Below are 22311 nucleotides of genomic sequence, written 5' to 3'. Positions count from 1 at the left end.
CTCTGCCGCTCTTCATGCTGGCCCGTCCCGCCCCTGCCCACCACCGGGTGCCGCACGGCCCGCGTCGCAGCGCCGTGTGCTCCTCGACCGCCGTATTCGTCCGCCGTATTCGTCCGCCCTCTCGCGCAGGTCCGTGGCGAACTGCTCGTGCGGGGCGAGAAGTTCCGCGGCCTGTCGGCCCCGGGGCGGGGCGAGGAGGGGTCCAGGGAGTGTCCGAGGCCCGTGCCGTCACCGTCGCGTCATTGCGGCGAGGCGAGTCGTTCGGCGTGCTCGGTCTCGTCCGGGCGGACGGGGCTGGGCCGTGTACCGCGCAGCCGCCACCGAGTGGTGACGCCGTCCGGGCCCCGGAAGGTGCTCTGCGACAGGGCGGACTCGATCCGGGTGCGGGCCTCGGCCTCGTCGGCCGGATCGGCCGCGAACAGCACGCGGAGCCTGACCTCGTCCCCGGAACGCTCCGCGGACGTGTGGTGCGGCGCCAGCGGGCACGGGGGCTCGTGCTCCCAGTCCCCGCACAGTGCGACCGTGACGGCGGCACCGGGCGCTCGCACGTCGCCGTCGGCCGCCATGACGAGGACCGCCTCTTGAGCGAAGGGTGTGCGCACGCATTCAGTATGGGCTCCGCTTCCCGCGGGCGTGGGCGCCGGGCAGACACACCGAGCAGGGTGCCGGTGCCGGAGTGGGGGTCGGAGCCGGTGTTCACGCCGCGTCGTGGAAGACGAGGCCGAGCGTGTGGCGAGAGCCCGTGCGCACCGTGCTCACACCGTGTCGCATCGGCGCGTTGGACCAGCCCCGCTTGCCGGCCACCGGCCGGTCCCGGGTGGTGAACACCAGGCCGTGGCCCTGCGGCAGGGTGGCGGAGTAGCCACGTGACTGCGCGCGGGCCCGCTGCTCGGTCATGAGGAACTCGCCGCCGGTGTAGTCGGTGTCGGGGGCGTTCAGGCCGATGACGACCTGGAGCGGGAAGAGCATGTCGCCGAAGACGTCGCGGTGCAGGGCGTTCCAGTCGCCGGGGCCGTAACGCAGCAGGATCTGCGCGGACTTGGCCTGCCCGGCCCCATGGCAGAGCGTGAGCCACTCCTCCAGGGTGTCGGGCCAGGGGGCGGGCTGTCCCAGTCTGGCGGCCCAGTCCCGGGCGACGGGAAGGAGCCGGGGGTAGAACGCCTCGCGCAGCTCGCCGACCAGGTGGGGCAGGTCGTGGGTGAAGTAGCGGTACTGGCCGGAGCCGAAGCGGTGGCGGGTCATGTCGACGGTCGTACGGAAACGGTCGGTCTCGTCGTACAGGGCCGCGATCTCGCGGCACTGGGCGGGGGTGAGGACCGGGCCGGTCGGTGCATGGCCGTGCGCGTCGAGTTCGTCGGCCAGGGCTGCCCAATCGGCCCGGGCGACCCGGTCGGAGACCGGGGTGGGGGTCCGGGCGGCGGTCTGGGTGGTCGTGCTCACGGTGTGGATTCCTTGGATCGGAGGTCGTGCCCCGGACGCACGCGGTGCGTGTGCACGTCCGGCGCCGTTCTGTCTCCACCCTCGTCGTCCCCGGGGCCGAGTGCCGGCGGGATCCGGACGTCATGCTGCGGGGCTGCTTCACGGGCCTGCCAGGGGACGGAACGCGAGCGGCCGTTCGCGGAGCGCCGGGAAAGCGAGCGCAGGGTGTCGCCACGACAAGCCGTGCCGTGGCGACACCTCCGCGTCACTTCCGCCGGAGCCCGCGGACGCCCTCGGCGGCACGTACCCGAGCCCGGCTCGTCCCGCTTCACGCTCCCGGCCGTGTGACACGCCGTGATCGCGCTACGGCTCAGTAGGCTGGTGCGCCGAGCAAAGGAGCATTGCGCATGAGTTATCGCCTGAAGGCGATCAGCCGTGACGAGCACTTGGGCTTCGTCTCGGCCCGTTCCTCGGTGAGTCATATGCAGGTTCCCTCGTGGGGGGACGTGAAGCCGGACTGGCGGGCCGAGAGCCTGGGCTGGTTCGACCAGCACGACCGGCTCGTCGGGGCCGGACTGGTGCTGATGCGGCCGTTTCCCAAGCTGAAGCGGTACCTCGCCTATCTGCCCGAGGGCCCGGTCCTCGACTGGGCGGCCCCGGATCTGGAGCGTCTGCTGGAGCCGATGCTCGCGTATCTGAAGGACCGGGGTGCGTTCTCGGTGAAGATGGGCCCGCCGGTCGTCGCCAGGCGCTGGAGCGCCGAGGCGGTCAAGGACGCGATCGCCGACCCGCAGGCCCGGTGGCTGCGGGAGGTGGAGCCCACCGCGCACGAGCCCGCAGCCTCGGACATCGCGGACCGGCTGCGGCGGATGGGCTGGCAGCAGACCGAACCGGGGGGCGAGGACGGCTTCGCCGCGGGCCAGCCGCGCTACGTGTTCCAGGTGCCCTTCGCCGGACGGTCACTCGAGGAGATCCGGCAGGGCCTCAACCAGCAGTGGCGCCGCAACATCAAGAAGGCGGAGAAGGCCGGCGTCAAGGTCGTCCAGGGAGGCCACGACGACCTGCCCGTCTTCTACGACCTCTACGTCGAGACGGCCGAACGGGACCGGTTCATCCCCCGCCCGCTGCCCTACTTCCAGCGGATGTGGACCGCCCTGACGTCCGAGGACCCCGACCGCATGCGCCTCTACCTCGCCCATCACGAGGGCGAGGTGCTCGCGGCCGCCACGATGCTCACCGTCGGCGATCACGTCTGGTACTCCTACGGCGCCTCGACCAGCCGCAGGCGCGAGGTCCAGCCGAACAACGCCGTCCAGTGGCGCATGATGTCCGACGCCCATGAACTCGGAGCCCGGATCTACGACTTCCGCGGCATCACCGACACTCTGGACGAGGGCAACCATCTGCTCGGCCTGCTCCGGTTCAAGGCCGGCACGGGCGGCGATGCGGTCGAGTACCTCGGCGAGTGGGACTACCCGCTCAACAAGGTCCTCCACAAGGCCCTGAACCTCTACATGTCCAGGCGCTGAGGGCACGTACGTATCCCGGCGCGGGGACGAGCGCCACACCAAGGACCGACCCGGCGGGACGCGCTCCTGCAGTGGGCGCGGCCCGCGCGCCGGGGTGACCCGCGGGGCCAAGTGGCCGCTCCCGCCTCGCTTTCGAGGGATCCCCCGGCCGGTCGGCGCGTGCCCGACGAGAGCGGCCCACAGGATCACAGGCGGCCTGGCATCATCGCAGACACCGTCGCCCGCCGGGGGAGTTCGCCGTGCACATCCTGCTCATCGCCAGCGGCTTCAACAGCCTCACCCAACGCGTCCACGCCGAACTGCGGGACCGCGGCCACACGGTCCCCGTGGAACTCGCCCTCCCGGGCTGCTCCTTGTCGGACGCCGTCCACCGGCACGCACCCCGGATCGTCATCGCCCCGATGCTCAGAACGGCCATCCCGCGCGAAGTGTGGGCCGCCTACCCCTGCTTCGTCGTCCACCCGGGTCCTCTCGGCGACAGGGGACCCTCCTCCCTCGACTGGGCCATCCAAGAGGGCGCCGAGGACTGGGGTGTGACGGTCCTTCAGGCCGTGGAGGAGATGGACGCCGGTGACGTCTGGGCGACCGCGGCCTGCACGCTGTCACCGCTGGCCAAGAGCGACCTGTACCGCAACGAGATCGCCGACGCCGCCCTCCGTGCCGTCCTGCTGGCCGTGGAACGCTTCGCCTCGGGCACCCACACCCCCCGACCGCAGAGCAGCGCCCGCACCCGCCCCTACCTCGACCAGAGCGCCCGGCGGATCGACTGGCACGAGGACGACACGCCGACCGTCCTGCGCAAGCTGCGTGCCGCCGACTCCCAACCCGGCGTCCTGGACGTGCTGTTCGGCGAGGAGTGGTACCTGCACGGCGGCCACCCCGAGGACACCCTGCGCGGCGTCCCCGGCGAGCCGCTCGCCACCAGGAACGGAGCGCTCTGCCGGGCGACGAAGGACGGCGCCGTGTGGATCCCCGAGCTGCGGCGGCGGCGCGTGCCCGGGCAGCCGCCCACCTTCAAGCTTCCGGCCGTGGCGGCACTCGGCTCCCGGCTGCCCCCGCTGCCCGAGCTCGGCGCACCGCTGTCCCCGGCGGACGGCCGGCGCACCTGGTCGGACATCGAGTACCGCGAGGAGGACGGCGTCGGCCATCTGTCCTTCTCCTTCCCGGGCGGAGCCATGAGCACCTCCCAGTGCCGTCGGCTCCTGGACGCGTACGAACAGGTACGCGCCCGCCCCACCGCCGTCCTGGTCCTCGGCGGACGGCGGGACTTCTTCTCCAACGGCATCCATCTCAACGTCATCGAGGCCGCCGACGACCCCGCCGCGGAGTCCTGGGCGAACATCAACGCCATCGACGACCTGGTCGAGGCGGTGATGACCACCGACGACAAGCTCGTCGTCGCCGCGGTCCCGGGCAACGCGGCGGCGGGCGGCGTGATGCTCGCCCTGGCCGCCGACGAGGTGTGGTGCCGCGACGGCGCCGTGCTGAACCCGCACTACCGTCTGATGGGCCTGTACGGCTCGGAGTACTGGACGTGCACACTGCCTCGCCGGGTGGGAGCCGCCACCGCGGCGCGGCTCATGCACGAAGCCTTCCCGGTCAGCGCCACCGGCGCCTTGCGCCTCGGCCTCGTCGACCGTGTCCTGGAGTGCGGCGCGAACGACTTCGCCGACGAGGTCCGTCTCCTGGCGGCCGGGCTGGCCGCGGCACCGGCCACGCGCGCACGGATCGAGAGGAAGAAGGCCGACCAGGCGAACACCGGACCGCTGGAGGTCTTCCGGGAAGGCGAGCTGGCCCGGATGCGCCGGACCTTCGACGACCCGGACAGCTCGTACCACGCGCTGCGGCGCGCCTTCGTCCACAAGGAGAAGCCGCCCCGGACGCCGCTCCATCTGACCGGCCTGGCGGCCGTCCCGGCGGCGGAAGACATCTCGTGAGGGTGCTTTGGCCGGGCCCGCGTCATGTAGGCGGGCCCGTGGTTCCAGTAGGCCCGAGCCGGTGCCCGGTGTCACGGCACTGGATCTCGTGACTTGACACGGCCGGGCCGGGCCGGACCGGGACACGGGACCGCCGCTCCGGCGGGACAGCCGTACCGGCGTGCCGACTGCCCTGGCCCCGGCGCGGTCCGAAGAGGACCATGGGAGGTGAGCGAGCAAGGGAGGCCACCATGAAGACCGGAGCCTCGGAGTACGACCGCTGGCTGTACTCCCACACGCCCTCCCAGGCCGAGGGCGAGCGAGACGAGCCCGCCGAGCGCGCGAGCGCGGCCATGGAGCGGCACCCGGACGTTCCCAGGACCGAACCGTCCCAGGCGGAGGGCGAGCGGTCGGACGACCTGGGAATCCAGTGATCGCAGGCCGGCGGGTCGCCGGGCGCGACCGGCCGGCGCTTCGACGAAGGTGATCGTCGACGAACGGATGAATGACCGGAGCAGTATGCGTGTGTGGACGGCTCGGGCCCGGCCCCCGCCGTCCACACGCGCGTCCAGCCGGTCGAAGGCGCGCGGCCGATGTCCGGAATCCGTGATCGGCGGGATCCGCGCGGGGGCGCACTCCGGCCCCGGTGCCGCCCGGATGCGACCGTGTCTCCCCGTCGGCATGATGAGGAAAGCGGTGTGCCCGCCCGCTCGCTCGTGACAAGCGATGGGAGCCGTTCCATGGGACAGATGACGGAGACGAAGGCACCGCCGAAGAGATCCGTCAGCGCCGGTGGCGTCTTCCTCGGGTTCGCTCCCTGGATCATCTTCACGATCGTGGCCGGCCCCAGCACCTGGGAGTACGCGGCGCTGGCCGCACTCGCCGCGTCCCTCGTGCTCTCCGGCCGGGACATCCTTCAGGGCCACCTGAACCTGCTCGACATGACCGGCATCGTGTTCTTCGCCGTGGTCTCCGTCCTCGCCCTGGCCCTGGACCACCACGAGCTGATCTGGCTGGAGACCTACGCGCAGGTGCTCGCCAACGCGGTCGTGGCCCTCGTGGCACTGGGCTCGCTGTTCTTCGATCCGTTCACCGCCCAGTACGCGCGGCGGTCGACACCGCCCGACGTCTGGGACTCGCCGGTCTTCAAGCACATCAACATGGTCCTGACCGCCGTATGGGGCGGGGTCTTCGTCGTCATCGCCGTGCTGGGCCTGCTCGCGATCCTGGTGCCGTCCCTGGACGACTGGTTCAACTGGGTCGTCCCGATCGTCCTGTTGGCGTGCGCGGTCAAGTTCACGGAGCGCTACCCGGAGTCCTACAAGGCCAAGGTCGTGGCCTAGCGGCGCCAGGTGGTTCAGCGCGCGGACTCCGCGTCGGCGGCGAGGAACTGCTCGGCCCAGACCGTCTTTCCGGTGGGCAGGTGGCGGGTGCCCCAGCGCTGTGCGAGCTGTCCGACCAGCAGCAGGCCCCGGCCGCCCTCGTCGAAGGTACGGGCCCGGCGCATGTGCGGTGCGGTGCTGCTCGAGTCGAAGACCTCGCAGATCAGGGTGCTGTTCTGGTGGATGAGGCGGAGCTGGGCGGGCGGGCGGCCGTACCGGATGGCGTTCGTGACCAGTTCGCTGACGACGAGTTCGGTGATGAAGGCGGCGTCGTCGAGTCCCCAGGCGGCGAGCTGCTCGGTGGCGTGCTGGCGGGCCCGCCCGACGACCGCCGGATCGAAGTCGAGCTCCCAGGCGGCGACATGGTCGGTCTGCAGGGCGCGGGTGCGGGCGATGAGCAGGGCGATGTCGTCGTCGGGGCGGTGCGACACCATCGAGGTCAGCACCCGGTCGCAGACCGTGTCGAGGCTCTGGGCCGGGCGGGCGAGGGCGGCGAACATGGTGTCGAGGGCTTCGTCGATGTCGTGCTCGCGCGTCTCGAGGAGCCCGTCGGTGTAGAGGACGAGGAGGCTGCCCTCGGGCAGCTCGGTCTCGAGGGCCTCGAAGGGCAGTCCGCCGAGGCCGAGCGGTGGGCCGGCGGGGACGTCGAGGAAGCGGACGGTGTGGTCGGGGGTGACCACGGCGGGCGGGGGATGGCCGGCACGGGCGAGGGTGCACCGGCGGGAGATGGGGTCGTAGACGGCGTAGAGGCAGGTGGTGCCGATGCCTCCGGCGGTCTCGGGCGTCGCGTCGTCGGCGCCGGTCTCCTCGGCGGACAGGTGGAGGACGAGGTCGTCGAGGTGGGTCAGGAGTTCGTCGGGCGGCAGGTCGACGTCGGCGAGGGTGCGCACGGCGGTGCGTACGCGGCCCATGGTGGCCGAGGCGCGGATGCCGTGCCCTACGACGTCGCCGACGACCAGGGCCACACGGGCGCCCGACAGGGGGATGACGTCGAACCAGTCGCCGCCGACGCCGGCCTTGGCGACGGCGGGCAGGTAGCGGGTGGCGATGTCGAGGGCGTGCTGGTCGGGCAGCGTCTGCGGGAGCAGGCTCCGCTGCAGGGTCATGGTGGTGGTGTGGTCGCGCGCCGGACGGCGGGAGTGGTGGATGCTCATGGCGGCCTGGGCGGTGAGCTCCTCGGCGAGCCACAGGTCGTCCTGTTCGAAAGGAGCGGGGTGCTGGTGACGGACGAAGAGGGCGACGCCGAGGGTGGAGCCGTTCGCGCGCAGCGGCACGATCATCAAGGAGTGGACGCCGGGCTCGTGGAGCCGGGCGGCCTCGGGGTCGTGTGCGACCCACTCGGCGAGCGCCGGGGACCCCGCCTCGAACAGGGCGCCGTGGCCCTGGGCCAGGCACTGCGCCACCGGTGACGCCTCCAGGTGCCGGACCTTCGGACCGGAGTCACCGGGAGGTGGGGGGCCGCTGTCCGGCGCCGGGCTCACGGCGGCACGGGACATGGTGAAGTCCCTGACCTGCGGCGCGTGGGAGGTGTCGGCGGGCTGGGGGGTCTCGAACAGGTCGACGACGGCACGGTCGGCGAGGCGCGGGACGACGGCGTCGGCGAGTTCCTGGGCCGTGCGCCGGCTGTCGGGGGTGGTGCCGATACGTCCGGCGGCGTCGTGCAGCAGCTGCATGCGCTGCCGGGCGGGTTCCTCGTGCGGCATGTCGTGGGCGGCCAGGCACACGGCACGTACTCGGCCCGAGGGATCCTTGAGCGGGGTGAGCGAGGCCGGCCAGCCGTGCTCGCTGCTGACGCCCGAGTGGTGCAGGAAGGCGTCCATGTGCTGCGGCTCGCCGCTGTCCAGGACCAGGCGCATCTTCGCGTCGGCCTCGTCGCTCGCGGCGTGCGGGGCGAGGTCGGACAGTCGCAGACCGCGCATGTCGTCCTCGCTCAGGAGCAGGGCGTGCTCCATGCCGACGTTGGCCCGTACGAGCCGCAGATCCGTGTCGAAGACGGCGAGGATGCACGGCGTCTGGCGGAAGGTCCACTCCCTCAGGACGTCGCCCTCCTGGGCGGGCTTGCCGACCGGGCGCGCCGGGGGGTGGGGGCGGTCCCGTACGGCGGAGACGACGAGCCACTCGGCTGCCCTCTCGGTCCGGTGGTGCGCGAGCAGCCGCTGGGTGACCTGGTGCCCGTCGCGGTGCCGCAGCGGCACGGCGCCGTTCCACCGCTCCCGCCCGGCTGTGTCCCGGCGGAGCGCCGCGGCGGTGTCGGCGGCGTCGACCAGGCCGCCCGTGCCGTCGACGTCCTCGGCGAGCAGGCGTACGGCGGGCTGTCCGACGATCTGCGAGGCCGTGTAGCCGAGCAGGCGCTCGGCGCCTTCGCTCCATCCGGTCACGATGCCCTGGTCGCTGATGGTCGCCGTGGCGGTGGTGGTCGTGACGGCCGGGTCGGGCAGGGCATTTGCCTGCGTCTGCTCACCGGGAGGGGTGGGAAGTCGCTCCATCGCCGCTCATCTCGCCCTTCGGGAACCTGGACGGCTGGGCCTGGGGCAGGGGCCCTCCTGTCCAGCATGATCCTGGGGAGCGCGGAGCACCAACCCGGCGCTGCCCTCCGGGGGCATACGCCCGGTCGGCGCGTCGCCGCCGTCCCCCGCGCCCTCGCGGCAGGCACCCGGGTGCGCCGTCCCGGCCGTGTCCGGTGGGGTGCGGCAGATGGAGCACGGCGGATGGCGGGTGCCGCTCTTGATCATGGCGCCTCGGGCCCTGCCGGTGGTCGTACGCGTCGGGATGTGGCCTGTGACACGCCCGTGACAGTCGGCGGACGTGGTGATGACGTCGCCGGGTCAGTCTTTTTGAACCAGGACAAAACGCCTCAATCGGGCATTTGCCTACTGCTTCCGAGGGTGTGGGCAGTGACGACCCGACCGACCCGTCGACAGAGAAGGAAGACCTCATGAGCCCCGCCCTCACCGCCCCGATCTCCACCCCGACCGCCCCGGCCGCCTCGGTCTCCAGCTCGTCCGCCCCGGTCTCTGCCCCGGTCTCCGCTCCGGCCGCCGAGACGTCCGCCCCTGGCGCCCAGGCCGACGCCGCGACCTCCGAGGCCGGCGCGCCCGCGCTGGCCCCGCGGGAACGCGAGACCCTGCGACATATCGCCGCCGGCTGCACCTACCTGCAGGCGGCACGCCAGATGGGACTGTCCAAGCACACGGTCGACGCCTACCTGCGCCGCATCCGTGCCAAGCTCAACATCACCACCACCGCCGAGATGACCCGACTGGCCGTCTCCCTCGGCCTGTGACGCAGCGCCGTTCGAGTGCCGGTCCGACCGGCGGGCGGGACGACTCCGGGCCTCTCGTCCGGCGCGTGCCGGAACCCGGCGGGTGAGTCGCCTCGGGTCCCCAACTACCTGTCAGGCGGCGGACTTTGGGTCAGTCGACGCTTTCTATACTTGCTGGATGATCACCGTACCGCTCAGTGCACTCGAAGTGGCCATGGTCCAGGCAGGTGCCCGAGCCGCAGACACGTTGAAGGACACCACCGAGTTCGCCAGGCGCCTCGACGACCTCGGATATCTGCGGCTCTGGTACGCCGAGCATCATCACTCCCCGGCCATCGGGGCCTTTCCGCCCGTCGTCCTGGCTGCCCACGCGGCCGCGCTGACCTCGTCCATCCGTCTCGGCTCCGGCGGTGTGCTCGCCCCGAACCACGCCCCGCTCATGCTGGCCGAGCAGTTCGGCACGCTGGCCGCACTGCACGACGGGCGGATCGACATGGGCATCGGCCGCGGCCCGGGCACCTTCGACGAGCCGACGGCGCGGGCGCTGCGGCGCGGAGCCGGGCCGGCGACGGACGACGAGTACCGCAGCGACGTGTCCGAGAGCCTGCGCCATCTGGTCGACGAGGTCGCCCTCGGCCCGCTCCCGGAGCCGTGGCTGCTGTCGTCCAGCACGGCCGGTGCCGCACTCGCGGCCGAGCTCGGACTTCCGATCGCCTTCGCCCACCACATTCGTCCCGACAACACCCTCGCCGCGCTCCGCCACTACCGCGAGCACTTCGCGCCCTCCCGCTGGTGCGAGCGCCCCCGCGTGCTGGTCTGCGTGGAGACGGTCTGCGCCGGGACGGCCGAGGAGGCGGCCCGCCTCGCGGGCCCGATGGACGTCGTCAAGGCCGGCCTCCTCAAGGGGCGCAGCGACTTCCCCTTCCCGACGCCCGACGAGGCGGCCGGCCACTCGTTCGCCGCGGACGAGCTGCCGGCGCTGGCGGGCTTCCGCGCCCAGCAGGCACACGGCACGCCCGAGACCGTCGCGAAGCACCTGGCGAACCTCGTGGACACGACCGGCGCGGACGAACTCATGCTGGTCACACCCGTCCACGCGCTGGCCGACCGCCTGAGGTCCTTCGAACTCGTCCGGGCTCTGAGCGAGGCGTGATGCGGGCCGGGCCGGCGGCGGTCCGCCGCGCCGGTCAGTGGTTCGTGTTCTTGGCGCGGCGATGGGAGACCTGTTCCCGTGCCGAGCGCCACCGGGACCGGGCCTGTTCGACCACGCTGTCCCACTGCCGCCGGACCTCGTGGTCCGACGGGCGGTGGCCGTCGCGGATGCGGACGAGCTCGTCCCGTACCTCTCGTCCCAGCGCGGACGAGGCGACGACGACGAGCATCACCGAGAAGAGGGACGAGATCATCGCGAAGACGGCGCCGACGACGCCGTAGCGCGTGGCGTACGTGTTGAACAGGTGCGGCAGGTAGAGCGTCGCGGCCACGGAGTAGGCCGCCGTCAGGACGGCCGCGGTGACGCCGAAGGGGATCAGGTCGCGCCAGGCGATCCGCTTGGCCGACAGGCTCCAGCCGCTCCAGACGAGGAAGACGGCGGTCAGCGGAGCGTGGCACACGGCGGTCACCAGTCCCAGACCGCCTCGGTAGAGCACGGCCGTGAGCCATCCGGTGAGAACCGCGTAGACACCGAGGGTGAGGATCCACCACAGGCCGTTGCGCGTGTTGCGCACGCTGAGGGGCTTCAGCTCCCAGGTCTGCTCGAAGAGCCGCTGAGCCGCTCGCGCGAAGCTGAGCACCGAGATGGTCAGGAAGAGCACTCCGAAGACGCCCACGCTCGCGTCCGTGTTCTCGGCGGGGGAGAACAGGGAGTCGACCGCCTCGGCGCCGGCGCCGGTGAGGCCGTAACGCTTGATGATCCGCTGTGCGGAGTCCTCCTGGACGACATTGCTCAGAACGGCGCTGCTGAGGATCGCGAGCGGAATCAGTGTGGTCAGAGCGCTGGAGGCCAGGGCCATCGAGCGGTCGAAGCCGACGATCTTCTGGAACCGGCCGACGACGCGCAACGCGAAGGCGGGGCGCAGCCAGAACGTCAGCGTTCTGACGAGACGCTCGCGATTGATCTTCGCCGTCCTGCCCTCCGTGAAGATCGAAACCTGTGTGGCGGCGCGAGCCTAACGGACATTTCCGGCGATCTCGGAGGGTGACACGCGAGGCCACAGGCTCAGCACGGCACAGGTTCCGACGGGCCACACGGTCGGACGGCCGCGCCGTGCGTCCTCGCAGCGACATCCGTCCGTCAGGCATCGGCCGCCCACGCGGTCGCCTGAGGCATGAATCCGTGCGCTGCCGCGTACGCCGCCATGCGGGCGTTCCGCGCCTCCGCCTCGGGTCCGTCCGGCAGGTGGAAGTCCTCGCCCGCCTGTGCGGACCTGGTCTGCATGCTCGTGGCGGTCGGCAGCCGCAGGCGCACATAGTGGCCGAGCGCCTCGGCCGCCTCGGACGGCGTCGCATCCGTGAGCGCGTCACCGAGCGCGGCGGCGTCCAGGATCGCCTGCGCCGCACCCTGCGCCTGGAAGGGCACCATCGCGTGGGCGCTGTCGCCCAGCAGAGCCACCCGCCCGACGTTCCATCGCGTGATCGGGGCACGGGTGTGGATGCCGTAGCGGAACACCCGCCCCGCACGCTCCAGGACCTTGAGCACCCGGGAGTCCCAACCGTCGAACTCGCGCATCTGCTCCCCGGGCTCCGCCCGTGCGGTCCACGACTCCTGAGCGGCCTTTGCCCGGAACACTCCCACCACGTTGAGCAGTTCCCCGCCACGCACCCAGTAGTGGACGAAGTGCCGGTCCGGTCCGAGCCAGATCCCCGTGGCCGGCAGGTCCAGATCCTTCACCTCGTCGGCCGGCAGCAGGGCACGGTAGGCAGCGGTCTTCGAGAAGACCGCGTCGTCCGCGCCGAAGAGCCACAGGCGGGCCGCGGACCGCACACCGTCCGCGGCCACGACCAGGTCCGCCGCCAGTCGTTCGCCGCCCGCCGTCGTCACGCGGGCGGTCTCGTCGTCCTGCTCGATGCCCACGACGACGGTGCCGAGGCGCAACGACCCGGGCGGCACCTGCGCGGCCAACACCCGGTGCAGGTCGGCCCGGTGGACCTGAAGGTACGGCGCGCCGAACGCGTCCTCGACCTCGCGTCCCAGCGCGTACCGGCAGATCTCGCTCCCGTCGGACCAGGTGCGAAAGCTCACGTGGGACGGACGCGCGGCCCGCGCGGCGACCGCGTCGAGCACGCCCAGCCGGCGGAGCACGCGCGTGGCGTTGGGCGCCAGCTGGAGCCCCGCACCGACCTCGGCGAACCGCGACGCCTGCTCGACCACGGTGACCTCGTGACCGGCGCGACGCAGGCTCAGCGCCGCCGCCAGTCCCCCGATGCCCGCGCCCACGACGATCGCCCTCATGCCACGCCCCCCACTCCAGCACTCCCAGACGGTGTCCCTCAGTGATGTGACCCCGCCGCGGCCGATGAGCGCCACCCCCGTGAGGAGTCGTTCCGGGACGGGTCCGCACGGCTCCCGAGTGGCCCTGCGGGCACCTCGGTGTGGTCCACTGGCCTGCGGCAACGGATCAAGGCGAGTGGAAGAGAACGTCGATGGCGACGACAGCGCAGGCGAGCGTGCAGTACGAGGACGACCAGGTCCGGGTCACCCGCTGGGACTTCCGGCCCGGAGAGCGCACCGGTCGGCACGTGCACGCGCACGACTACGTGGTCGTGCCGGTGACCGACGGGCGCACCGGTGCGGTCGCCCCCGACGGCTCGGTGACCGAGTCCGACCTGCGCGCGGGGCAGTCCTACGCCCGCCCGGCCGGCGGCGAGCACGACGTCGTGAACGTCGGCGAGGCGCACCTGGCCTTCGTCGAGATCGAGCTCAAGCACACCGACCCGGCCTCCTGACCGTCCTCCGCCGCGAGACGGTCGTGACATCCGCAGGCAGGCCCGGGGGGTCCCGTCCGGGCCCGTCGGCTGCCCTGCGGACCCGGCTCAGGCGGCGGCGGTACCGGTGACGTCGGCCTCGTGCAGCACGGCGACGAGCGTGCTCACCGCGTGGTAGATCTGCTCGGGGGTGTGGTCGCACGTGACGAAGAAGCGCAGCCGGGACTCCTGCTCGGGCACCGCCGGGTGGAGGATGGGATTGACACTTATCCCTCGCCGGAAGAGCAGATCGGCGACGCGCAGCGTCTTCGTCGAGTCCCCGACGATGCACGGGACGACCGGAGTGCCGCGGCTGCCGCCGGTGTCGACGCCCCCTTGGCGAGCCAGGCGGAGGAAGAGCCGGGCGTTGGACGCCAGGCGGGCGACGCGCTCCGGCTCGGCGCGCAGGACGCGCAGAGCGGCGAGGGCCGCGGCGGTGTTGGCGGGTGTCATCCCGGCGCTGAAGACGAAGCCGGGAACGGTGTAGCGCAGGTACTCCACGACCGTACGACTCGCGGCGACATAACCGCCGCAGCTCGCCAGCGCCTTGGACAGGGTGCCCGACCACAGGTCGACGGCGTCCGGGGCGGTGCCGAAGTGCTCCCCGATGCCGCGGCCGTGCTCGCCGAGCACCCCGATGCTGTGCGCCTCGTCGATCATCAGCAGCGCGCCGTGGCGGCGCTTGACCTCGATCAGCGCGGGCAGGTCGGCGATGTCGCCGTCCATGCTGTACACGCCCTCGACGACGACGAGGACCCGGCGGTGGTGCGGGCGCACCTCGGCGAGCAGGGCGTCGAGCGCGGCCGCGTCATTGTGCGGGAAGGGCCGCCGCGTGGCGCCGGAGAGCCGGCATCCCTGGAGGATGCTGTCGTGCGCGAGGGCGTCGTGGACGACGAGGTCTCCTTCGCCGACGAGGTGCCCGATCAGGGTGACGTTCGCGGCGTGTCCGCTGACCAGGGTGAGCGCGGCCTCGCACCCGAGCGCGGAGGCCAGTTCCGTCTCCAGGTCGAGGTGGAGCCGGCGGTTGCCGGACAGCAGCCGGCTGGCGGACACCGAGGTGCCGTGGCGTTCGATGGCCTGCGCGGCCGCCTCGCGGACGTGCGGGTGGGTGGCCAGGCCCAGGTAGTTGTAACTGGAGAACGACAGCAGTTCGCGGCCCTCGACGACGGTCGTGTCCGTCATGCCGCCGTCGTGGACGAGGAAGTACGGGTTCGGCAGGCCGGCTTGAGTGAAAGCGGCCACTCGCGCGCCGTGCGCGGCGACCTCCGGGAAGCGGTCGATCCGGCTCTGCCGCCCGCCCCGCCCGTCGGCGGCGGGATCCGTCGCGTCCGCGCGGGCGGGCGGCCGCTCCGGACCGGTGCCGTCGTGACTGCCGTCCGTACCCGGTTCGGTATCCGAGCCGTTGTGGCTGATGTGCGCCCTCCGTTCGGTATCCGAGCCGTTGTGGCTGATGTCCGTCCCCGGTTCGGCATCCGTGACGTTGTGGCTGATGTGCGCCCTCGGTTCGGCATCCGTGACGTTGTGGCCGTCGACTTCCGGTCGGGCACCCGTGTCGTGGCTGCCGTCGACTGTCGGTTCGGTCTCCGGGGCAGGTACGACGGTGAGCACACCGGGTGCCTCCTGGCCGGGGCTCGGTCGTGCGGGCCGAGCGGCGCCCGGTGCGTCGCCCGCGGGGATCGCGGCGGGCCCGGACGCGGGCGGTGTCGCGGCCGATGTGCACACCTCCGTGCCGCCCGCACTTTCCGTGATCATGGAGATGAGGGCGGCGACGGTCGGCAGGTCGTGCCGCTTCTCGTCGGCCGACAACCGCGGCCACTGCCGTGCGAGGGCTGTGAACAGGTCGGTCAGCATGAGCGAGTCGAACCCGAGATCCTCGACCAGCCGTTGATCCGCGCGCAGATGGCCGACCGGGAACGCGCTGATCCTGGCCACGTGCGCGAACACGGTCCCGGCGATCTCCGCGGCTGCCGCGGCCTCGACGGTGCCTGCGGCCGTGGCGCCTTCGACGGTGCCCGCGGCCGTGGCGCCTTCGACGGTGCCCGCGGCTGTCGTGGCTTCGACGGTCCCCGTGGCTGTCGTGGCTTCCACGGCTTCAGCGACCGCTGCGGCTTCGTCGGTCTCAGAGGCTCCCGCGCCCTCGGTGGCCTCAGCGGCTCCTTCGCCCTCGGTGGCCTCCGTGTCTCCCGCAGCCTCGACGGCTTCCGTGCTGTCCCGCGGTGCCGAGCAGGCGTCGTCCGTCCCGGCCGCGTCGGGCAGTTCGCACCGCGCCGCCGGGAGCGTCACAACCTCCGTCACGGCAGGGCTCGTCGAGCCGTCCGCACCGTCACTCGGCCCGGTGCCCCGCGGCACGGGCGGTTCTGCGGCCTGGGCGGGGCGGGTGGCGGCGTAGGCATCCAGCGCCGTTTCGAGGCGGGTCAGGGTGACGGCCTGTTCCCGCAGCAGGGCGAGCGCCTCGGTCAGCAAGTCCCGTACGTCGGTTTGCTGTTGCTCCCCGTCCGGCCTTGTCGCGTGGTCCGCCACACCGGCGTCGGCGGCGGCGCCCACGGGGACGGCGGAGTTCTCGGGGGCAGCGTCGCTCACAGAGGCAGCGTCGCTCGCGGTGACGGCCGACTCCTCGGGGATGTCCTCGGGGACGGCGGAGTCCTCGGGGACGGCGGAGTCCTCGGGGACGGCGGAGTCCACGGGGAAACCCGCCTCCGTGTGCGCCGACGGCCGCCGCGTCCCCCGTATCCAGTAGGACCGGGTGTCGAGCCGGGCCACCGGCAGGTCCAGGAGCCGGCGTTCGTCGTGGGGGACGAGGGCGCGGGGGTCGGTTCCGGCACCGAGGACCGCGAGGCGGGCGAGCGCGTCGAGGAAGGTGTGACCGTTGTCCGGTGCCGGCCCGTCGGCGGACACGAGGTGGACGTCGTCGTGGCCGGTGAGTGTGCGGCGGATGCACGACAGCAGTGAACGGTGTCCGGTCACCTGGACGAAGACGCGGGCACCGTGGGCATGGGCGCTGCGGACGGCGTCCTCGAAGCGGACCGGCGCGGAGGCGTGCCGGGCCCACAGCTCGCGGAGCTCGGTGGGCTCGGTGCACAGGGCGCCGTTCACGCAGGAGACGAACGCCACGGAGGGGCGGGCGAGGTCGCGGCGGGCGAGATCGCTGCGGATGGCCTTCTCGGCGCCGGCCACGCGCGGCGAGTGGAAGGCGCCCGACACCTCCAGCCGCCGGGTGGCGACCTTCGCGGCCGCGCAGGCGCGTTCCAGGGTGGCGAGACCTTCCAGGGTTCCGCTCACCACGACGTGCCGGGGGTGGTTGAAGCAGGCGAGCCACACGTCGTCGACGCCGTCGGCCAGCTGCCGGAAGGTCGCCTTGTCGGCGTGCAGGGCCAGCATCCCGCCGGCGGATCCGGCCTGCCCCCGCCGGCCGGACTCGGTGCGGGCGAGGACGGTGCCGCGGTTCGCGAGCAGCCGGACGGTGTCCTCACCGGTGAGCACGTCCGCCGCCGCGGCGGCGGCGAACTCCCCGGCGCTGTGCCCCAGTACGACGTCGGGGCGGATGCCGCAGGCGGCCAGCAGACGGGTCGCGGCGATCTGGACGGTGCCGAGCAGCGGCTGGCACACCTCGGTGGCGGCCAGCCTCCGACGCAGCTCCGCGTCGTCCGGTCGTGCCGTCGCCCGTGGCCCGTACAGCACCTCGGCCGGATCGAGGTGGGTGTGCTCGCGGGCGACGCGGGCGAGCTCGTCGAACGCCGACCGGAACGGGGCGAACCGCCGGTAGAGGTCGTGCATCAGGGCGAGCCGCTGGCTGCCCTGCCCGGGGAAGACGAACGCGACACGGCGGCGATCGGGCGGCAGGGGAGCGTCCGCGGCGAACGCGCCGTCGCCCAGATCACCCCGCGCACCCTCGGCGAGCCGCCGCCGGGCCAGGCGCAGCCGCCTCACGTACTCGTCGAGGCTGGTGGCCGTGACGGCCAGGCGGGAGGTGAGGGGCTCGCGGCAGCCCAGGGTGTGGGCCAGGGCCGCGAGCGGTGTCCCGGGCGCCCGGTCCAGGACGTCGAGCAGCTCGCCGATGTGGGCGTCCAGCAGACGGGGGCTGCCGGCCGAGACGAGGACGAGGTGCGGAGCGCGTTCCGGCCGCTGCGGGCGGCGGGGCACGTCCGGCCCGGCCGGCGCTGCGGCGTGCTGCGCATGAGCCCGTCCGACCGGAGCGGGCGACGGGGCGGGCGCGGGCGCTTCTTCGAGGATCGCGTGCACGTTGGTGCCGCCGAAGCCGAACGAGCTGACGGCGGCCCGCACCGGCGCCGCTCCCTGCGGCCAGGGCCGCACGGTGTCGGCGAACCGCAGACCGGCGGTGCCGACGGCGAGATCCGGGTGCGGGGTGACGTCCGGCTGCGGCGGGACGGTCCGTCGGTGGACGGCCAGAGCCGCTTTCACCAGCCCCGCGAGCCCCGAGGCGGCCAGGGCGTGCCCGATGAGGGCCTTCGTCGAGCCGAGGTAGCACAGGCCGGGATCGTCGTCGGGAAACTCCGTACGCAGCCGGCGCAGCGCTTCCACCTCGGCGCGGTCGCCGGCACGGGTGGCGGTGCCGTGCGCCTCGATGTAGCCCATCGAGGACGGGGCCACGCCGGCGTCGTGGTAGGCACGGCGCATGGCACGCAGCTGGCCTTCGGCCGTGGGAGCCAGCGGTCCGGGGCAGGCGCCGTCGTTGGCGGAGCCGATGCCCTTGATCACGGCGTAGATCCGGTCGCCGGCGGCGAGTGCGTCCGCGAGCGGTCGCAGGACGGCGCTCGCCGCGCCCTCACCGAGGACGAAACCGTCGGCGCGCCGGTCGAACGGGCGGCACACTCCGGTGGCGGACAGCGCGCCCAGCTGGGAGAAGCCGATCAGGCCGTCGGGGGTGAGGCTGATGTAGACACCGCCGACGACCGCGATGCGGCATGTGTTCCGGCGCAGGTGGGAGACGGCCGTCTCCAGCGCGATCAGGGAACCGGAGCAGGCGGCGTCCACGGCGAAGCTGGGACCGCCGAGGCCGTACTGCCGGCTGATGGTGGCCGGTGCCATGTTGAGCAGGCTGCCGGGCAGGGTGAAGGCGCGGATCTCGCACAGCTGCCGGGCCCACTGCCGCACGGCGTCGGCGGCACGGGCGTCGGACGCACGGGTGCGGGTCCTCCGGGCCTCCGCGGCGCATGCGTGACCGGCGGCTGCGGCGTCACCCGAGAGGGCCGCGACGGCGCGGGCGCCGGACCCGGGGCAGTCGGGAGGCAGGCCGGGTGGTCCCTCGGCGAGGGTGAGAGCCCTGATTTGGGCGGACAGGAGGTCCTTGTAGTCCGACACCGACATCCCGACGAAGACCCCGGTGTTGTCCTTGTCGAACCCGCCGCGGCCCCAGCCCGCGTCGTCGAGGGCTTCGCGGGTCACGTCGAGCATGAGCCGGTGCTGCGGGTCCATGGCCTCGACGCGGGCGGGCGGCAGCCCGTAGTGCAGGGCGGCGAAGCGGTCGACATCGTCGAGGAAGGCGACCTGGTCGGTGTAGGCGGCGGACGCGGTGCGCCGGCCCGGTGTGTGAAAGGGCGCGTGGTTCCAGCGCTCCGCGGGCACGGCGGCGAACTGCCGCTCGGCGGCGAGCAGGAGCTTCCAGTACGCCTGGAGGTCACGGGCGCCGGGGAAACGGCAGCCGAGGCCGATGACGGCGATGTCGGCGGGGGAGACGATGACGGTCATGACAGGTCTTCCTTCGTGGGGGAGGGCGGGGGCGTCGATGGACCGGGGAGCGGGCCGGGGGGTGGGGCGGTCGGGGGGAGCGCGGCGGGCGGCGCGGCCCCGGACGCCGGCGGCGACCGATGTTCCGGCACCGGTGGTGGTGGCGGAGGCGGCGGTGGCCGATGCCCCGGCGCCGGGGACGGTGGCGGGGGAGGAGGCCACCGGCGTACCGACACCGGTGGCGGGGGCGGAGCCGATCCGCGTCCCGGGCCCGGAGGCGGTGGGCACGCCGGGCCCGGCAGCGGTGTGCACGTCCGGTCGGGCGGATGCTCCGGGCCGTGCGCCGCCGAGGTGCGCGCGGCAAGCGGCTCACGCCGCAGTGGACGCGGCGTCCACCAGTTCCAGCGGCCCGCAAGCCGCATGAGCGCGGGCACCAGGACACCGCGTACGAGGGTGGCGTCGAGGAGGACGCCGAGGCCCGCGCCGATTCCGAAGAACTGGAGCAGCCCGACCCGCGAGGTGCCGAAGCTGAGCAGGGTGAACGCGAGCAGAGCACCCGCGGCCGTGACGATGGGGCCCGTGCGGGCGATGCCCGTGACGATCGCGTCGGCGGTGCCCTGCCCGGCGTCGTGGGCCTCCTTGATGCGGGCCAGGACGAAGACCTCGTAGTCGACCGACAGCCCGAAGACGATGCACAGCAGCAGGACCGGCATGGTGGTGGTGAGCGGTCCGGGTGTGAAGCCGAGCAGGTTCTGCAGGTGGCCGTTCTGGAAGACCCACACCATCGCGCCGAGGACGGCCGCGAGGCTCAGCGCGTTGAGCACGATGGCCTTGAACGGCAGGATCACGCTGCGGGTGAAGCCCAGCAGGAGCACGAACGTGGTGACGGTGATGATCGCCAGCGCGGCCGGGAGCCGGTGCGCGACCGTGTCCTTGGCGTCGACGAGCACCGCGCTCGGCCCGCCGACGTGAACCGAGGTGCCCGCGGGGACGGGCATGGCGCGAATGGCACGCACCAGCTGCTGAGCAGCCCCCGACCGGGGGTCGGCCGAGGGCACGACGACCAGGAACGCGGGACCGTCGGTGTCGGTCGCGGTACCGGCCGCCCGTGGGTCGATCCCGCCGACCTGCCGACCGTCACGGTAGACGCCCGACGGACCGACGACCTCGGCCACGTCGGGCAGCGCGGACAGCCGGGGACCGTAGTCCTGGGCGACCTGCGGTGTCGTGCTCGTGGTGAACACCGTCAGCGGCGTGGCGCCCTTCCCGCCGAACTCGTCGCGCAACGCGTCCCCGGCCTGGCGGCTGGTCGCGCTCACCGGCAGCGTCCGGTCGTCGGGGGTGGCGAACGACGCGTGCGCGAACGGCCAGGCGAGGACCGCCAGCAGGCCGATCACCGGCAGCGCGGCGAGTACCGGGCGGCGTACGACACGCCGCGCCAGCGACTCCCAGCCGCGCGACGCGCCGCCCGCTCGCGCCCGACGGCGCCACGGCACGGGCCACGCGTTCACCCGCCGGCCCAGCAGCGCCAGCAGAGCCGGCATGACGGTCAGGGCGCCCAGGGCCGCGATCGCCACCACGGCGATGCCCGCGTAGGCGAAGGACCGCAGGAAGTACGGCGGGAACACCAGCAGCGTCGCCAGCGCGGCGCAGACGGTCGCGGCGCTGAAGACGATCGTGTGGCCCGCGGTGCGCACGGTGGCCACGGCGGCTTCGCGCGATGGCCGTCCGGCGGCGATCTCCTCACGGAAGCGGGAGACGACCAGCAGGCCGTAGTCGATTCCCAGGCCCAGCCCGAGCGCCGTCGTCAGGTTCAGCGCGAACACCGACACGTCCGTGACCGCTCCCAGGACGTTCAGCACCAGGAGCGTCCCGGCGACGGCCAGCCCGCCGATCAGCAGGGGGAGCAGCGCGGCCATCACGCTGCCGAACACCAGGACCAGCAGGATCAGCGTGCCGGGCACGACGACGGCCTCCGCCCGTTTCAGGTCGGAGTCCGAGAGGTCCTGGATCTCGGCCTCGACGAGCGCGGGTCCGCCCACGCGTACGTGCAGGGCGGCCGTCCCGCCCGGCGCCGACGGGCCGGGGGCCTCACCGGAGGGAGCCGTGCGGGCGGACGCCCCGCGCGCGGAGGACTCGCCCGGGGATGTCCGGGCGCCGGATGATCCGTCGGCGGACGCCCCCGCGGCCACGGACGTACCGGGACCGGACCCACCGGCACCGGGTCCGGACCCGCCGGAACCGGGATCGGACCCGCCGGTACCGGGATCGGACCCGCCGGCACGGGCCGTGGCGGCACCAGAAGCGGACCCGGCCGTGACGACGGCGGACCCGGACCCGGCCGCGGCGGCACCGGAACCCGACCCGGACCCGGCCAGCACGGCGCGCAGCTCCCGTACCCGCTCCGCGAGCTGTTCTCCGTCCCCGTCCACGTGTGCGAGCACCAGGCCCGCCCGGCCGTCCTGGCCGCGCAGCCGGTCCGCATGAGTCGTCCAGTACGAGACGACGGCGCTCACGTGCGGTTGCGCCGCCAGTCGCCGGGTCAGCTCCTCACCGGCCCGACGGGCGGCGGGGTCGTCCACGGACCCCCGCGGCACCTGTGCGACGACGACCACGTTCGGAGATCCGCCGAATCGGTCGGCCGTCACCCGGGCCGCGAAACTGGAGTCGGAACGGGGATCGTCGTATCCCTGGGTCTTCAGACGGCCGCCGGCCCCGGCGCCGAACACCACGCACAGCACGAGGAAGACGAGCCCGGCGAACAGCACCAGCCGAGGACGACGGGTCGCCGCCTCACCGATCCAGCACAGCATCCGAGCCTCCAGGGGCGTTCCGCGCCCGCTCCGGGGTGTGCGGCAGGCGCGTCCTGCCACCGTGCCCGGGCGGGTCGGCGCGCCGTAGTCCCGGCTGTTCGTCACTTGACGCGACCGAGCGGAGGAGGTACCCGCACCCTGAACCGGGTGGATGCCAGAGGCGTTGCACGACCAGCGTGCCGCCGTGCGCGACGGGCTCTCGGCTGCCCGGCAGTTCGAGGCGCGCCCGCGCTCGAAACGTGCGGACGGCAGCGACTCGCTAGCCTGTATGTGCGGGGGAGCGGCTCGGGCAACGCCCAAGGAGGCCGACGTGGCAGACACGGCTGACATGGCTGACGCAAC

14 protein-coding genes are annotated in these 22311 nt (G+C 73.1%); 7 read left to right on the top strand and 7 right to left on the bottom strand.

The annotated features are described in order from the left end of the window. Positions 1-239 precede the first annotated feature (239 nt). On the bottom strand, positions 240-602 hold the full coding sequence (locus tag ACSYGO_RS03605; protein WP_460385732.1) for a hypothetical protein: 363 nt from the start codon (positions 600-602) through the stop codon (positions 240-242). A 94-nt stretch (positions 603-696) separates the two neighbouring features. Then, on the bottom strand, positions 697-1440 hold the full coding sequence (locus ACSYGO_RS03600; RefSeq protein ID WP_460385731.1) for a 2OG-Fe(II) oxygenase: 744 nt from the start codon (positions 1438-1440) through the stop codon (positions 697-699). A 386-nt stretch (positions 1441-1826) separates the two neighbouring features. Here ACSYGO_RS03600 and ACSYGO_RS03595 point away from each other — a divergent pair, with 386 nt between their 5' ends. The 4 genes from ACSYGO_RS03595 (at position 1827) to ACSYGO_RS03580 (ending at position 6207) form a co-directional block, all read left to right on the top strand. Continuing rightward, positions 1827-2948, top strand: a complete 1122-nt coding sequence (locus ACSYGO_RS03595; protein WP_460385730.1) for a lipid II:glycine glycyltransferase FemX — start codon at positions 1827-1829, stop codon at positions 2946-2948. A 239-nt stretch (positions 2949-3187) separates the two neighbouring features. Beyond that, complete coding sequence (locus tag ACSYGO_RS03590) at positions 3188-4885, top strand: hydrogenase maturation protein (protein WP_460385729.1); 1698 nt, start codon at positions 3188-3190, stop codon at positions 4883-4885. 230 nt (positions 4886-5115) lie between these two features. Next, positions 5116-5298, top strand: a complete 183-nt coding sequence (locus ACSYGO_RS03585; protein ID WP_426680441.1) for a hypothetical protein — start codon at positions 5116-5118, stop codon at positions 5296-5298. 315 nt (positions 5299-5613) lie between these two features. Then, complete coding sequence (locus tag ACSYGO_RS03580; protein ID WP_432174308.1) at positions 5614-6207, top strand: hypothetical protein; 594 nt, start codon at positions 5614-5616, stop codon at positions 6205-6207. Between the two features lie 14 nt (positions 6208-6221). Here ACSYGO_RS03580 and ACSYGO_RS03575 read toward each other — a convergent pair whose 3' ends face one another. Then, a complete protein-coding gene (locus ACSYGO_RS03575; protein ID WP_435223408.1) occupies positions 6222-8732 on the bottom strand; it encodes a SpoIIE family protein phosphatase in 2511 nt (836 codons plus the stop codon). Between the two features lie 449 nt (positions 8733-9181). On the opposite strand from ACSYGO_RS03575, the gene ACSYGO_RS03570 reads away from it, so the two are divergent. Beyond that, the gene (locus ACSYGO_RS03570; RefSeq protein WP_460385728.1) at positions 9182-9529 is read left to right on the top strand and encodes a response regulator transcription factor; all 348 of its coding nucleotides are present in this window, start codon (positions 9182-9184) and stop codon (positions 9527-9529) included. 157 nt (positions 9530-9686) lie between these two features. After that, the gene (locus ACSYGO_RS03565; protein ID WP_460385727.1) at positions 9687-10661 is read left to right on the top strand and encodes an MsnO8 family LLM class oxidoreductase; all 975 of its coding nucleotides are present in this window, start codon (positions 9687-9689) and stop codon (positions 10659-10661) included. Between the two features lie 34 nt (positions 10662-10695). Here the strand turns inward: ACSYGO_RS03565 and ACSYGO_RS03560 are convergent, their stop codons facing one another. Together ACSYGO_RS03560 and ACSYGO_RS03555 are read right to left on the bottom strand one after the other, a co-directional pair. After that, positions 10696-11568 (bottom strand): hypothetical protein, encoded by an 873-nt coding sequence (locus ACSYGO_RS03560; RefSeq protein WP_426680436.1) that lies wholly within the window; start codon positions 11566-11568, stop codon positions 10696-10698. Between the two features lie 233 nt (positions 11569-11801). Continuing rightward, positions 11802-12959, bottom strand: a complete 1158-nt coding sequence (locus tag ACSYGO_RS03555) for an FAD-dependent monooxygenase (protein ID WP_460385726.1) — start codon at positions 12957-12959, stop codon at positions 11802-11804. A gap of 191 nt (positions 12960-13150) precedes the next feature. On the opposite strand from ACSYGO_RS03555, the gene ACSYGO_RS03550 reads away from it, so the two are divergent. Further along, positions 13151-13453: a cupin domain-containing protein gene (locus ACSYGO_RS03550; protein ID WP_426680434.1), complete on the top strand. Its 303-nt coding sequence runs from the start codon at positions 13151-13153 to the stop codon at positions 13451-13453. 87 nt (positions 13454-13540) lie between these two features. Here the strand turns inward: ACSYGO_RS03550 and ACSYGO_RS03545 are convergent, their stop codons facing one another. Both ACSYGO_RS03545 and ACSYGO_RS03540 read right to left on the bottom strand, forming a co-directional pair. Continuing rightward, positions 13541-19177 carry an aminotransferase class I/II-fold pyridoxal phosphate-dependent enzyme gene (locus ACSYGO_RS03545; RefSeq protein ID WP_460385725.1) on the bottom strand — a complete coding sequence of 1879 codons (5637 nt, stop codon included), beginning with the start codon at positions 19175-19177 and terminating at the stop codon, positions 13541-13543. Beyond that, positions 19174-21969, bottom strand: coding sequence for an MMPL family transporter (locus ACSYGO_RS03540; protein WP_460385723.1), 2796 nt, complete (start codon positions 21967-21969; stop codon positions 19174-19176). The genes ACSYGO_RS03545 and ACSYGO_RS03540 overlap by 4 nt, the downstream gene beginning before the upstream one ends. Positions 21970-22311: the final 342 nt, after the last annotated feature.

The sequence above is a fragment of the Streptomyces krungchingensis genome (genome assembly GCF_054729265.1).
This window is presented reverse-complemented; position numbering and strand designations above follow the sequence as displayed.